The organism is Pseudomonas sp. ANT_H12B, from assembly GCF_008369325.1.
In the GTDB taxonomy this organism is placed as follows: domain Bacteria; phylum Pseudomonadota; class Gammaproteobacteria; order Pseudomonadales; family Pseudomonadaceae; genus Aquipseudomonas.
On the sequence record NZ_VOBI01000003.1, the window covers coordinates 53,546 to 66,383 of the forward strand.

The 12,838-nt window shown below is 58.7% G+C and carries 13 protein-coding genes and 2 pseudogenes; 12 read left to right on the forward strand and 3 right to left on the reverse strand.

Features of this window, described 5'->3' with window-relative positions; translation table 11 throughout:
• The first annotated feature begins 53 nt into the window (after positions 1–53).
• From FQ185_RS05470 to FQ185_RS05485, 4 genes are all read left to right on the forward strand, one after another.
• A complete protein-coding gene (locus FQ185_RS05470; RefSeq protein WP_149416612.1) occupies positions 54–1,067 on the forward strand; it encodes a sulfate ABC transporter substrate-binding protein in 1,014 nt (337 codons plus the stop codon).
• Between the two features lie 69 nt (positions 1,068–1,136).
• Positions 1,137–1,955, forward strand: a complete 819-nt coding sequence (cysT, locus tag FQ185_RS05475) for a sulfate ABC transporter permease subunit CysT (protein WP_149416613.1) — start codon at positions 1,137–1,139, stop codon at positions 1,953–1,955.
• Between the two features lie 12 nt (positions 1,956–1,967).
• Positions 1,968–2,834: a sulfate ABC transporter permease subunit CysW gene (cysW, locus tag FQ185_RS05480; RefSeq protein WP_149416614.1), complete on the forward strand. Its 867-nt coding sequence runs from the start codon at positions 1,968–1,970 to the stop codon at positions 2,832–2,834.
• 3 nt (positions 2,835–2,837) lie between these two features.
• Positions 2,838–3,827 (forward strand): sulfate/molybdate ABC transporter ATP-binding protein, encoded by a 990-nt coding sequence (locus tag FQ185_RS05485; protein ID WP_149416615.1) that lies wholly within the window; start codon positions 2,838–2,840, stop codon positions 3,825–3,827.
• Positions 3,828–3,922: 95 nt separating this feature from the next.
• Here FQ185_RS05485 and FQ185_RS05490 read toward each other — a convergent pair whose 3' ends face one another.
• On the reverse strand, positions 3,923–4,441 hold the full coding sequence (locus tag FQ185_RS05490) for a DUF962 domain-containing protein (protein ID WP_149416616.1): 519 nt from the start codon (positions 4,439–4,441) through the stop codon (positions 3,923–3,925).
• 114 nt (positions 4,442–4,555) lie between these two features.
• Between FQ185_RS05490 and FQ185_RS30940 the strand changes: the two are divergent.
• The 4 genes and pseudogenes from FQ185_RS30940 to FQ185_RS05500 form a co-directional block, all read left to right on the forward strand.
• Positions 4,556–4,873: pseudogene (locus FQ185_RS30940) on the forward strand (Crp/Fnr family transcriptional regulator); the annotation flags it as partial.
• A pseudogene (locus tag FQ185_RS30945) lies at positions 4,866–4,919 on the forward strand (hypothetical protein); the annotation flags it as partial. The pseudogenes FQ185_RS30940 and FQ185_RS30945, both read left to right, overlap by 8 nt.
• 50 nt (positions 4,920–4,969) lie before the next feature.
• Complete coding sequence (locus FQ185_RS30950; protein ID WP_371926595.1) at positions 4,970–5,212, forward strand: Crp/Fnr family transcriptional regulator; 243 nt, start codon at positions 4,970–4,972, stop codon at positions 5,210–5,212.
• Positions 5,213–5,426: 214 nt separating this feature from the next.
• Positions 5,427–5,792, forward strand: coding sequence for a response regulator (locus tag FQ185_RS05500; RefSeq protein ID WP_149416618.1), 366 nt, complete (start codon positions 5,427–5,429; stop codon positions 5,790–5,792).
• A 32-nt stretch (positions 5,793–5,824) separates the two neighbouring features.
• Here the strand turns inward: FQ185_RS05500 and FQ185_RS05505 are convergent, their stop codons facing one another.
• The gene (locus FQ185_RS05505; RefSeq protein ID WP_149416619.1) at positions 5,825–6,829 is read right to left on the reverse strand and encodes an AraC family transcriptional regulator; all 1,005 of its coding nucleotides are present in this window, start codon (positions 6,827–6,829) and stop codon (positions 5,825–5,827) included.
• A gap of 100 nt (positions 6,830–6,929) precedes the next feature.
• Between FQ185_RS05505 and FQ185_RS05510 the strand changes: the two genes are divergently transcribed.
• From FQ185_RS05510 to FQ185_RS05525, 4 genes are all read left to right on the forward strand, one after another.
• Positions 6,930–8,003 carry a fatty acid desaturase gene (locus FQ185_RS05510; protein ID WP_149416620.1) on the forward strand — a complete coding sequence of 358 codons (1,074 nt, stop codon included), beginning with the start codon at positions 6,930–6,932 and terminating at the stop codon, positions 8,001–8,003.
• 448 nt (positions 8,004–8,451) lie between these two features.
• A complete protein-coding gene (locus tag FQ185_RS05515; RefSeq protein WP_149416621.1) occupies positions 8,452–9,033 on the forward strand; it encodes an alpha/beta hydrolase in 582 nt (193 codons plus the stop codon).
• Positions 9,034–9,089: 56 nt separating this feature from the next.
• A complete protein-coding gene (locus FQ185_RS05520; RefSeq protein WP_149416622.1) occupies positions 9,090–10,022 on the forward strand; it encodes a sigma 54-interacting transcriptional regulator in 933 nt (310 codons plus the stop codon).
• Between the two features lie 163 nt (positions 10,023–10,185).
• Positions 10,186–10,968 carry a MetQ/NlpA family ABC transporter substrate-binding protein gene (locus tag FQ185_RS05525; RefSeq protein WP_064675356.1) on the forward strand — a complete coding sequence of 261 codons (783 nt, stop codon included), beginning with the start codon at positions 10,186–10,188 and terminating at the stop codon, positions 10,966–10,968.
• Between the two features lie 565 nt (positions 10,969–11,533).
• Here FQ185_RS05525 and FQ185_RS05530 read toward each other — a convergent pair.
• Positions 11,534–12,730, reverse strand: coding sequence for an AAA family ATPase (locus FQ185_RS05530; protein ID WP_149416623.1), 1,197 nt, complete (start codon positions 12,728–12,730; stop codon positions 11,534–11,536).
• Positions 12,731–12,838: the final 108 nt, after the last annotated feature.

Below are 12,838 nucleotides of genomic sequence, written 5' to 3' on the forward strand. Positions count from 1 at the left end.
TCCACAAACCATAAGAAAAAGCCAACACAATCAGAATTCCAGGAGCTTTCACCATGTCGTCGATTCGTCATTTCGCTTTGGCCGCTTTGGCCAGTGCTCTTTTTGCTGGTTCCGCGGTTGCCAAAGATTACGAACTGCTCAACGTGTCGTACGACCCGACTCGTGAGCTGTATCAGGACTACAACGCCGAATTCATCAACTTCTGGAAGAAGGACCATGCCGGCGACAGTGTGAAAATCCAGCAGTCCCACGGTGGTTCGGGTAAACAGGGCCGGGCAGTGATCGACGGTCTGCGGGCCGACGTGGTGACCCTGGCCCTGGCCGGTGACATCGACGAAATCGCCAAGCTTGGCAAGACCCTGCCAGCCGACTGGCAGACGCGTCTGCCGCAAGCGAGCACGCCTTACACCTCGACCATCGTGTTCCTGGTGCGCAAGGGCAACCCTAAAGGCATCAAGGATTGGGGCGATTTGACCAAAAACGGCGTGGAAGTCATCACCCCGAACCCGAAAACCTCCGGCGGCGCTCGCTGGAACTTCCTCGCAGCCTGGGCCTATGGCCTGAAAGCCAACGGCGGTGACGAAGCCAAGGCCAAAGCGTACGTGCAGACCTTGTTCAAGCACGTTCCTGTACTGGATACAGGTGCTCGCGGTTCGACCATTACCTTCGTCAACAACGGTCAGGGCGACGTGTTGCTGGCGTGGGAAAACGAAGCCTTCCTGGCGCTGAAAGAAGATGGCGGTGCCGACAAGTTCGACATCGTTGTGCCTTCGCTGTCGATTCTCGCCGAACCACCGGTAGCCGTGATCGACAAGAACGCCGAGAAAAAGGGCAACACCGAGATCGCCGAAGCGTACCTCAAGCACCTGTACAGCCCGGCCGGCCAGGAAATTGCGGCGAAAAACTTCTATCGTCCACGTGACAAGGACGTGGCCGCCAAGTACGCCAAACAGTTCCCGACACTGGACCTGGTAACCATCGACAAGGATTTCGGCGGCTGGAAAACCGCTCAACCGAAGTTCTTCAACGACGGCGGGGTGTTCGACCAGATCTACCAGGCGCAGTAATCTTAAATAGCCATCAACGAGCCCCGGGTTTACCTTCGGGGCTTTGCGCGTTCTCAACCAAGGACTTTTATGTCGCGTCGTATCTCCCCCGTCATACCCGGCTTCGGGCTGACGCTGGGCTACACCTTGGTGTACCTCAGCCTGATTGTGCTCATTCCACTGGCGGCGATGTTCGTGCATGCCGCTCAACTCACCTGGGATCAGTTCTGGGCGATTATCTCGGCGCCACGGGTGCTGGCGGCGTTGAAGCTGAGCTTCGGCACCGCGCTGTACGCCGCGATCATCAACGGCATCATCGGCACGCTGCTGGCCTGGGTGCTGGTGCGCTATACCTTTCCGGGCCGCAAGATCATCGATGCAATGATTGATTTGCCGTTCGCGTTGCCCACTGCGGTGGCCGGTATCGCGCTAACCGCGCTATACGCGCCCAATGGTTGGGTGGGTCAGTTCGCAGCGGATATGGGTTTCAAGGTTGCGTATACCCCTCTGGGCATCACCCTTGCCCTGACTTTTGTGACACTTCCATTCGTAGTACGTACCGTACAGCCAGTATTGGCTGATATTCCCCGTGAAGTGGAAGAAGCGGCCGCTTGCCTCGGTGCGAAGCCGTTGCAGGTCTTCCGCCATATTCTGGTGCCGGCGCTGCTGCCGGCCTGGCTCACCGGGTTTGCCTTGGCCTTTGCCCGCGGGGTCGGCGAGTACGGTTCGGTGATTTTCATCGCCGGCAACATGCCGATGAAAACCGAAATCCTGCCGCTGCTGATCATGGTCAAACTCGACCAGTACGATTACACCGGTGCCACGTCCATTGGTGTACTGATGCTGGTGGTTTCTTTCATCCTGTTGCTGCTGATCAACCTGTTGCAGCGGCGCATCGAAACCCCATAAGGAGGCGCAGAAATGTCCCAATCGTCTATTGCTGCTTCCTCTAACGCCTCCCGCCGCGGCAGTGCCTCATCGCGGCGAATCCTGATTGGCCTTGGTTGGCTGGTGTTCGCCCTGTTCCTGTTGCTGCCACTGGTGATCGTGGTGTCTCAGGGCCTCAAGCTCGGAATCGGTGCGTTCTTCACCGCGATCTTCGAGCCGGACGCGCTGTCGGCGCTGAAACTCACGGTGATCGCCGTGCTGATTTCGGTGCCGCTGAACCTGGTGTTCGGCGTCAGTGCGGCGTGGTGCGTGAGCAAATATTCTTTCCGCGGCAAGAGCATCCTCGTGACCCTGATCGACTTGCCATTCTCGGTGTCGCCGGTGATCGCAGGTCTGGTTTACGTGCTGATGTTCGGCGCCCAAGGCCTGTTCGGGCCGTGGTTGCAGGATCACGACATCCAGATCGTCTTCGCCTTGCCGGGCATCGTGCTGGCGACGATTTTCGTCACCGTGCCGTTCGTGGCGCGCGAACTGATCCCGCTGATGCAGGAACAAGGCACTCAGGAAGAAGAGGCCGCGCGCCTGCTTGGCGCCAATGGCTGGCAGATGTTCTGGCATATCACCGTTCCCAATATCAAATGGGGCCTGATCTACGGCGTGGTGCTGTGTACCGCGCGGGCGATGGGTGAGTTCGGTGCGGTGTCGGTGGTTTCCGGGCACATTCGCGGGGTGACCAACACCTTGCCGTTGCACGTCGAGATCCTCTACAACGAATACAACCACGTGGCCGCGTTCGCCGTGGCGAGCCTGTTGCTGATCATGGCGCTCTTCATCCTGCTGCTTAAGCAGTGGAGCGAAAACCGTATTAACCGCCTGCGCGCCAGCGCCGCGGAGGAATAATTCATGTCGATCGAAGTGCGTAACGTCAGCAAAAATTTCCATGCGTTCAAGGCGCTGGACAACATCAGCCTGGACATTCAAAGCGGCGAACTCGTGGCGCTGCTCGGCCCGTCCGGTTGCGGCAAGACCACGCTGCTGCGGATCATCGCCGGTCTGGAAACCCCGGATCAGGGCAACATCGTGTTCCACGGTGAAGACGTTTCCGGCCACGACGTGCGTGATCGCAACGTCGGTTTCGTGTTCCAGCACTACGCCTTGTTCCGCCACATGACGGTGTTCGACAACGTCGCGTTCGGCCTGCGCATGAAGCCGAAAAACCAGCGCCCGAACGAAAGCCAGATCGCGGTGAAAGTCCATGAACTGCTGAACATGGTGCAACTGGATTGGTTGTCGGACCGCTACCCGGAACAACTCTCCGGTGGTCAGCGTCAGCGCATCGCGTTAGCCCGCGCCCTGGCGGTGGAGCCGAAGGTTCTGCTGCTTGACGAACCCTTCGGCGCTCTCGACGCCAAGGTCCGTAAAGAACTGCGTCGCTGGTTGGCGCGGCTGCACGAAGACATCAACCTGACCTCGGTATTCGTGACCCACGACCAGGAAGAGGCGATGGAAGTCGCCGACCGTATCGTGGTGATGAACAAGGGTGTGATCGAGCAGATTGGCTCACCGGGCGACGTTTACGAAAACCCGGCCAGCGATTTTGTTTATCACTTCCTGGGTGACTCGAACCGTCTGCATCTGGGTGAAGACAAACACGTGCTGTTCCGTCCGCACGAGGTGTCGTTGTCGCGCCATGAACTGGAAGATCACCATGCGGCCGAGGTGCGCGATATTCGTCCGTTGGGCGCGACGACTCGGGTGACATTGAAGGTCGAAGGCCAGAGCGAATTGATCGAAGCTGAAGTGGTGAAGGATCACGACAGCCTGGTCGGGCTGGCGAAGGGCGAGACGCTGTTCTTCAAACCGAAGGTCTGGCAGAAAGTCGCCAACATCTAAAGCAAAAAGCATCGCCAGCAGGCTGGCTCCCACATTGGATCTGTGATCGACACAAATACCCTGTGGGAGCCAGCCAGCCTGCTGGCGATTGCGGTCTAAACCGCCGCGCGATTCGGATTGACCCGCACGCCCCCAACCCGCGCCTCGATCTGCTCTTTCAACTCACGCCGCATCCCCAGCAAAAACGCCAGCTCAACCACCACAAACAACGGCCCGACAATCAGCCCCGTCACATCATCGACAAACGCCGGTTTGCGTCCTTCATAGTGATGACCGACAAACTGAATCGCCCAGCCCGCCACAAACATCCCGATGCCGCTCGCAAGCCAGACGAGAGTGCTTTGCTGCGCCAGCGATTGACCTGCCCAAACGCAAAGCCCTAGCAACACAGTCATCAACACCCCAAGTCGCAACTCCAGGCGCAGGTAAAACCACGCCGACGCCAGCGCTACCAGCATCGCCGGTGAAAGCCAGCCTCCGGCCCACTGCGGCCGAGACAGCAGCACCGCGACAGCGACCACAATCAGCGGAATACCGACGAAATGGGTGGCAATATTGCGCGGGTCACGGTGGTAAGCGGCGTATTGACTGAGATGGTCAACGAGGCTTTTCATTATTATTCCTCCTGTAGGGTGATCGATCATGCCCCGGGTTCATCCCTCGCTCTGTCAGCCAGGCGACAATCTCCAGGAGTTTTCATGGACATGCAGGTCTGGCGTTCGCGCCTGATGACGGGGCAATGGTTCAGCCATTTACCTGCTCCCTTACAGAATAGTCTGCTGGCCGCCGCCAAGGTGCGACGGTTGACCCCGGGGCAGCGGCTGTTCAAACGCGGCGATCCACCGTGCGGTTTGTACGCGGTACTTGAAGGCTCAGTGCGCATCGGCGCGGTAAGCGAGCAGGGCAAGGAGGCGCTGCTGAGCCTGGTAGAGTCGCCGCACTGGTTTGGTGAAATCTGCCTGTTCGATGGCCAGCCACGAACCCACGATGCGTTCGGTCTGGGCCAGTGCACCCTCTTGCACATCTCGCAAACCGCGCTGCTGGCGTTGCTCGATGAGCAACCGGTGTACTGGCGGCAACTGGCACTGCTGATGAGCCAGAAACTGCGCCTGACCTTCATCAATCTCGAACAACTGAGCCTGATGCCGGCCCTGGCCAGACTGGCTCATCGTTTGCTAATGATCGCCGAGGGCTATGGCGAAATCGCCCCGCCGCGACGCGTGTTGCAATTGCCCCAGGAGCAGCTGGCGTCGATGCTTTCGCTGTCGCGCCAGACCACGAATCAGATCCTCAAGGACTTGCAGGGCCAGGGGATTCTGAATCTCAAGTACGGCGAGATCGAAATTCTGGATGCTGAGCGGTTGCGGGCGTTGGCTGCAGTCTGAGGTTTTGAACAGCCATCCTGTGGGAGCGAGCTTGCTCGCGATTGCGGTGTGTCAGCTGACATCAATGCTGACTGATACGGCCCAATCGCGAGCAAGCTCGCTCCCACAGTTGATTGTGATGGTTTCAGGGCGCGCGACAGGTTGAAAAGAAAGATTGTAATGGGCAACCGGGTCGAACGCGCCTAGCCTGTGATGACGACAATCGAGGTGTGCCATGCGTGTGCTGTTAGTGGAAGACGAACCCGAAACCGCCAAGCTTCTGGCCAATGGTCTGAGCGAGGCGAGTTATTCGGTGGATGTGGCGCTGAACGGAATGGACGGCCGACGCTTCATCGAGTCCGGCGAATACGAGCTGATCATCCTCGACGTCATGCTGCCGGGGCTCAACGGTTGGCAGTTGTTGCAACAGATCCGCAAGCTCGGCGAAACGCCGGTGCTGTTCCTCACCACCAGGGACGGCATCGAAGATCGCCTGCGCGGGTTGGAGTTGCATGAGGATGATTACCTGGTCAAACCATTTGCTGTGAGCGAGTTGGTGAAGCGGGTGCGCAAGGTGTTGCGGCGGGATCGGGGGCGCTGAGGCCAGACGAGGCAACACACCTTTCGGATCCTCTACCGCAATCCATCCCGAAACTGCCCCGGCGTCATCCCTGTCCAGCGCTTGAACGCACGGCTGAAGCTGCTGGTATCGGCAAACCCCAGCAAATAACTGATCTCGCTCAACGAGCATTGCGGGTCTCGCAGGTGCAGCAGCGCGAGGTTTTCCCGACTTTCATTGAGCAGCGTATCGAACCGACAGCCTTCGTCCGCCAGATGCCGTTGCAGGCTGCGCAAGCTCAGGTGCAGGGTCTGGGCGATGTGTTCGGCACTGGGCTCGCCTTCCGGTAATTGTTCTTCAATGGCGTCGCGGACTTTGCGTTCCCAGGTCAGGGGTTTGAGTTGCGCCAGGGTGCGTTTGAGCACGGCTTCGTTGTGCTCAGCCAGTTCCGGGTTGGCGTCGTCAAGGTGACTGTCGAAGTCCACGAGGGCAAATTCCAGTCGGTCTTCATCGGCGGCGAAGTGCACTGGTGCGCGAAAGACCTTGTGCCATTGAAGCGGGTCAGCCGGTTCCGGGCGGCGCAAGTACACCGCCAGCGGGGCGTAATCGCGGCCCAGCCGATTGCGGCAGGTGCGCACATAAATCGCCGTGAAAGCGTCGATGGCTTCGAAGGCCGGGGCCGGATTGCCCAGCGGGATTTTCAGGCGAAAACGGTAGCGATCTTCGGTGCGGGTCAACTCCAGTTCCAGGGCATCGCTGACCACCTGGTGATACCGCACGATGCGCTCGAAGACTTCCCGCAGACTGCCGCTGGCGACCAGTGCATAACCGAGTGCGTGAAACGTGGTGGGGCTGACGAAACGCGAAACGCGCAAACCGATCGCCGGGTCGCCGCTGACCTGCACGGCGATTTCCCACAGGCGCGTCGTGCCGGACAACGGGTAACGGGCGTTCGGGTCGTCCATCAGTTTAGGGTCGAGCCCCGCTTGTTGGCACAAGACGGTGCTGTCGAGGCCCAGGGCATCAAGTTGCTTGCGCAGGGCGCGGGTCCAGCTGGCGAGGGAGGTCGGTTCAGTCATGCTGATTGGCGCTTCCGGTCAACAGGTTGGCGTTCACGGCTACCGCCTTGCGAGAGTTCGCAAGGCAGGATGCGAACATCAATAACCAGAGGATGGAAGCATGCACGTTACTTCTGCAAGTCCCCAGCGACTGAATGCAGCACAGCGATCAGCGCGTATTCGCGAAGTGGTGCTGGCCAAGGGCGTCGAATTGCGTCAGCGCTACCCGATTTTGAAGCATCAGGATGCTATGGGTGCGGGCATTCTGGCCTTCGCTCTGATCGGGATGATCGGCTCGGCGGCGCTCTACATGACCGGGCATATGGCGTGGTGGGTTTGCCTGTTGCTCAACGCGTTTTTCGCTTCGTTGACCCACGAACTGGAACACGACCTGATCCACAGCATGTACTTCCGCAAGCAGCGCGTGCCGCACAACCTGATGATGGGGCTGGTCTGGCTGGCGCGACCGAGCACGATCAATCCGTGGATTCGCCGGCATCTGCACCTCAATCACCACAAGGTGTCCGGCACGGAAACCGACATGGAAGAACGCGCCATCACCAACGGCGAACCCTGGGGTTTCGCGCGGCTGTTGATGGTCGGCGACAACGTGATGTCGGCGGTCATTCGCATGCTGCGAGCCAAAACCCGGGCGCACAAATTCAGCATCATCAAACGCACGTTGAAGGTCTACGCACCACTGGCGCTGGTGCATTGGGGCGCGTGGTACGTGTTCCTCGGTTTCCACGCGGCCAACGGCATCGCCCATCTGCTGGGTGCGTCCATCGATTGGTCGGCGACCACGTTATCGGTGATGCAGGTGATCGATATTGCTGCGGTGGTGCTCATCGGACCGAACGTATTGCGCACGTTTTGCCTGCATTTCGTCAGCTCGAACATGCACTACTACGGTGATGTGGAGCCGGGCAATGTCATGCAGCAGACACAGGTGTTGAACCCTTGGTGGATGTGGCCGTTGCAGGCGTTCTGCTTCAACTTCGGCAGCAGCCACGGGATCCATCACTTTGTCGTGAAGGAACCGTTTTACATCCGCCAGATGACTGTGCCGGTGGCGCACAAAGTAATGCGCGAGATGGGCGTGCGTTTCAACGATTTCGGGACGTTTGGGCGGGCGAACCGGTTTGTGCGCAAGGAAACATCAGCGCCGCAGGAAGTGCGTGCCGCTCAGGCTTGATGGATGGCAATCGGAAACTCAAACGCTGGTCATCAATTTGACCCAAAGGGGCGATACGTTAGGACGTAAGGAGTGATTGGCTTATGCAATTTAGGCCTAATAAAGTAATTAAATATTCCTTTATTAGATAACCGTTTCAGCCAATCATCGCCAACAGATTTTGAGTTTCCGGGGCCGTCTCCTTGGCAGGGTGCGGTCCCTTTTTTTGTCCTCAGTAAAGTGATCGTTCCCACGCTCCTGCGTGGGAATGCAGCCCGGGACGCTCCGCGTCCCATCTAATGCCGAACGCGGAGCGTCCGTTGAGGCATTCCCACGCAGAGCATGGGAACGATCAGTGAAGACTTAATATTCCATATAGGTCTTAATAAATAGCTTCTTATTCCTTAACGAATATAACTCCCCTCCCTATACTTGCTCACGAACAGACACGCAGCAGGAGAGTTCCCCCATGCGCAACGAATCAATTCGCTATCTGATTGTGCCGGGCTGGCAAGGATCGCCAGAAGATCATTGGCAAAGCCACTGGCAGAACAGCCTGCCAAACAGCGCACGGGTGGAGCAGGCCGACTGGGTGACGCCGCGTCGTGAAGACTGGGTCGCGGCACTGGCCGAGGCGATTGCCGCCGACAGCACGCCGGTGATCCTGATCGCCCACAGCCTGGGTTGCGTCACCGTCGCACACTGGGCTGCGACGGCGCCCGTGCAGTTTTTGCGTCAGGTTCGCGGTGCATTATTGGTCGCACCTGCGGACGTCGAACGCCCGGCCTGCGCACCGGCCTTGCGCAATTTCGCACCGATTCCAACAAACCTTCTGCCGTTCCCGAGCCAGGTCGTCAGCTCCGACAACGACAGCGCCGTCAGTGCGCCGCGTGCGGTGGAGCTGGCGCGCAACTGGGGTGCCGAGGCGGGCATTTTGTCGGGTGCCGGGCACATCAATGTGAAGTCCGGTCACCAGCGTTGGGAGCAAGGTTTTGCTTATCTCTATCGCCTGCAAAACCGCATGAAACATCACGCCCTGCGCCGCGCTTGAATTTTTATTTTTTTTGAACGCCCCCGTCCAATGGCGGTTTTGGGCGGGAGCCTGCCATGAGTTTTGAAGCCTTTGGTCAGCCGCTGCTGACCTTCCCCGACGCAGAAAAAAGTCCCCTTAGCATCCGCGCCAAGGCGCTGGTATTCGTCGATCCGCGCTCTCGACAGTTGCGCCAGGAGCTGGCGCAATTGGCACCGCGCTCGATCTCGGTGTTGATCCGTGGCGAAACGGGTAGCGGCAAGGAATTGCTCGCGCGGCACATCCATCGTGCCAGTGATCGCGGCGGGTTGTTCGTTTCGGTCAACTGCGGCGCGATCAGCCCGACTTACGCCGATGCGGAGTTGTTCGGTTATGCGGCTGGCAGCTACAGCGGTTCGGCCAGCAGTCGTGCCGGCTGGTTTGGCTCGGCCAACGGCGGCACGCTTTATCTGGATGAAATAGGCGACTTGCCGTTGCCGATTCAGATCAAATTGCTCGCCGCCCTGGAAAACCATGAAGTCACCCGCGTCGGCGCTCACCAACCAAGCCCCGTGGATGTGCGTCTGGTCGCGGCGACCAGCATCGACCTGGCCCAAGCGGTCGCCGCCGGAAAATTCCACGAGCGGCTTTATCACTACCTCAGCGAAGGCCAGCTCGAACTGCCGGCCTTGCGTGAGCGGGTCGGCGATATTCTGTCGCTGTCCGAATACTTCCTCGGCATCTACAGCCAGCGCCTGGACCTGCCGGTGCCGCTGATCAGCGAAGCTGCGCAGCATCTGTTAGAGCAACACAGTTGGCCGGGCAATACCCGGGAGCTGGAGAACGTCATTCACTTTGCGTTGTTGGTCAGCACTGGCGATGAGATTTTGCCGGAGCATTTGAATCTGCCTGAGGCGCCCATCTCACTGGCGCAGATCGAACGGCAAGTGGCGCAGACGATAAAAAACGGCAGCGCAGCGGAGCGATCCGCACTCAAGAGATTGCTCGAAAGCCTGACGCAGACGCTGTAGCGATCTGTATGAACAAAATGGAATATGAAAGTAAATAAAAGATATTGTTCGGGAATAAAAAATCCCGGTATTGTCCGCGTCACACCAGCAGTAGCACTTCGCTGGCACTCGTACTAAACAAGCCGTCGTCGATGACGACCGTGATTTTCGATAAGGACACTGCATGAAAAAGGTTCTGTTGTTCACCGCATTGGCGGCTGCCCTGACCGCGGGCCTGGCTCAGGCTGGCGAGAAACTGGTGGTGGCGGCGACCCCGGTTCCACATGCCGAGATTCTTGAACTGATCAAGCCAACCCTCGCCAAAGAAGGCGTGGACCTGGAGATCAAAGTCTTCACCGACTACGTTCAGCCGAACGTGCAGGTCGACCAGAAGCGTCTGGACGCCAACTACTTCCAGACCCTGCCGTACCTGAAAAGCTTCAATGAAGGCAAAGGCACTAACCTGGTGACCGTGATCGGTGTACACGTCGAACCATTCGGCGGCTACTCGAAGAAAGTCAAAAGCCTGGCTGAGCTGAAAGACGGCGCAACCATCGCCATTCCGAACGAAGGCAGCAACAGCGGCCGTGCCCTGATCCTGCTGCAGAAGGCCGGCCTGATCGAGTTGAAAGACCCGAAAAACGCCCTGGCCACTCCAAAAGATATCGCCAAGAACCCGCACAACTTCAAGTTCAAGGAACTGGAATCGGCCATGCTGCCGCGTGTTCTGGATCAGGTTGACCTGGACATGATCAACACCAACTACGCGCTGGAAGCGGGCCTGAACCCGGCTAAAGACGCGCTGGTGATCGAAGGTGCCGATTCGCCTTACGTGAACTTCCTGGTGGCTCGTCCGGACAACAAGGACAGCGTCGCCATCCAGAAACTGGCCAAAGCCCTGACCAGCCCGGAAGTGAAAGCATTCATCGAGAAGAAGTACAGCGGCGCGGTATTGCCGGCGTTCTGATTCGCGAGGCAAACCCTCTTCAAGGTTTCAACGCCGACGGCTATTACAGCGTCGGCGTTTTTTATGATCGTACCCACGCAGAGCGTGGGAACGATCAGCGCTCTCAGGCCACCCTGGCCTTCAACGCCCTGCGCAACGCCATCAGTAATTTCACAATGTCCTGCGGATCCAGTCGCTGTGGCACTTTTACGTCAGCCATTTTCTCTTCCTTGTGATGGTTCGGCCGGGGAGTCTGGCCAAAAGCTGTACATCCTTGGAGGGGTATTTTGAAAAAAAGATCCTTCCTACAGCGCAAAGAAAAATAGTCGTCTTCCGCTGCCGCAGCAAATCCGTGGGAGCGTTTTTTTGCGTGATATCAATATACTTTTACGGTATTTAAATTCTTTTTTTATACCTTTAAAGTCGGTGCCTGCCGGGTGGTTATCCACCGCCCATGGACTGCGCCACCGTCGCTTACCCCGCGACGTCCAGGGTGTTCAATGAACTTCGATTACGCATTCCGATCGCGCCAGCGGTGAAGAAGGGCAATATCGAGCTGCGTGATTGGCGGTTTATCAGGCACCCTCTAATCCGGCCAATACCACGCCGGCTCATCCAGCACTCGCTGCCCGACAATCCCGGTCTGACCGAGTGTCTTCTCCAGCACAATGCAATTGCACTCCGGATCCTCTTGCAACGCCGAGATCAACCGCCGCGCATGAGACACCACCCACACCTGACACTGCTCGGACGCGCGGATAATCAACCTTGCCAGCGCCGGCAACAGATCCGGATGCAGGCTGGTTTCCGGCTCGTTCAATACCATCAGCGTTGGCGGCCGAGGTGTCAGCAGTGCTGCAACCAGCAGCAAATAACGCAACGTCCCGTCCGACAACTCCGCAGCAGACAATGGCCGCAACAAACCTTCCTGATAAAACTCGATGGCAAAGCGTCCACCGGGCAGCGATTCGATGTTCAGTCGCGCGCCGGGGAAGGCGTCGCTGATGGCCGCCCGCAGTGCCTCGGGGTCGCCGATTTCGATGATGGTCTGCAAGGCTGCCGCCAGGTCGCGACCGTCGTGGTGCAGCACTGGCGTTCGGGTGCCGAGTTGCGGTTGGCGCACGGGGGCATCGGCGTCACTGCGAAAGTGATCGTAGAAGCGCCAGCGACGGATGAACTCGCGCATTTCCAGAACCTCCGGCGAAGTACGCAAGCTGCCAACCTGGTCGAACAGGCTGTCAAAATTCGGCGTGTGCTGGGCCAGCACGTCCCAGCTGCGGTTGGCTCGGGCGCGGATCATCGGCCCGTCGCGATCCACCAGCAGGCTCGCCGGACGATAGAACGGCCCGGCCCAGACGCATTCGCGCTTGATTTGCGGGTCAAGGCTGAAACGTGACGGAATGGGTGAACTGTGCTCGGGTAGCATGAAGTGACCGTTGGAGTCGGGCAGCCCGAGGCTGATCGAATAACCGAAGTCTTCAGCGGAAAACCCAAGACGCAGGCGTTTGACGCCCTGTCGCACGCTGGCCTGGACCGGAACTTCGCCATTGCGCATACGCTGGGTGATGGTTTCCGGCCCGGCCCAAAATGTCGAATCCAGCCCACCCTCGCGGGCCAATGCATTGACCACGCCGCCCTGAGCGGTTTCCGCCAGCAGGCGCAACGCGCGATAGAGGTTCGACTTACCGCTGCCGTTGGGGCCGGTGATCAGGTTCAACCGACCCAGCGGGATCACCAATTTATTGATCGAGCGGTAATTGGCTACCGCGAGGGTTTTGAGCATCATCTTCTCACTGATTGTTCCCACGCTCTGCGTGGGAATGCATCCCGTGACGCTCTGCGTCACAGTGATTGCTGCGCGTCCATGGCGGCGTTACCACGCAGAGCGTGG

Excerpts from the sequence above, each read along its gene's own strand:
- FQ185_RS05520 (WP_149416622.1), top strand. The coding sequence starts at position 9,090 with ATGAGTTTTGAAGCCTTTGGTCAGCCGCTGCTGACCTTCCCCGACGCA.
- cysW (WP_149416614.1), top strand. The coding sequence starts at position 1,968 with ATGTCCCAATCGTCTATTGCTGCTTCCTCTAACGCCTCCCGCCGCGGC.
- FQ185_RS05485 (WP_149416615.1), top strand. The coding sequence starts at position 2,838 with ATGTCGATCGAAGTGCGTAACGTCAGCAAAAATTTCCATGCGTTCAAG.
- FQ185_RS05470 (WP_149416612.1), top strand. The coding sequence starts at position 54 with ATGTCGTCGATTCGTCATTTCGCTTTGGCCGCTTTGGCCAGTGCTCTT.
- FQ185_RS05500 (WP_149416618.1), top strand. The coding sequence starts at position 5,427 with ATGCGTGTGCTGTTAGTGGAAGACGAACCCGAAACCGCCAAGCTTCTG.
- FQ185_RS30950 (WP_371926595.1), top strand. The coding sequence starts at position 4,970 with ATGCCGGCCCTGGCCAGACTGGCTCATCGTTTGCTAATGATCGCCGAG.
- FQ185_RS05530 (WP_149416623.1), bottom strand. The coding sequence starts at position 12,730 with ATGCTCAAAACCCTCGCGGTAGCCAATTACCGCTCGATCAATAAATTG.
- FQ185_RS05505 (WP_149416619.1), bottom strand. The coding sequence starts at position 6,829 with ATGACTGAACCGACCTCCCTCGCCAGCTGGACCCGCGCCCTGCGCAAG.
- cysT (WP_149416613.1), top strand. The coding sequence starts at position 1,137 with ATGTCGCGTCGTATCTCCCCCGTCATACCCGGCTTCGGGCTGACGCTG.
- FQ185_RS05510 (WP_149416620.1), top strand. The coding sequence starts at position 6,930 with ATGCACGTTACTTCTGCAAGTCCCCAGCGACTGAATGCAGCACAGCGA.
- FQ185_RS05525 (WP_064675356.1), top strand. The coding sequence starts at position 10,186 with ATGAAAAAGGTTCTGTTGTTCACCGCATTGGCGGCTGCCCTGACCGCG.
- FQ185_RS05490 (WP_149416616.1), bottom strand. The coding sequence starts at position 4,441 with ATGAAAAGCCTCGTTGACCATCTCAGTCAATACGCCGCTTACCACCGT.
- FQ185_RS05515 (WP_149416621.1), top strand. The coding sequence starts at position 8,452 with ATGCGCAACGAATCAATTCGCTATCTGATTGTGCCGGGCTGGCAAGGA.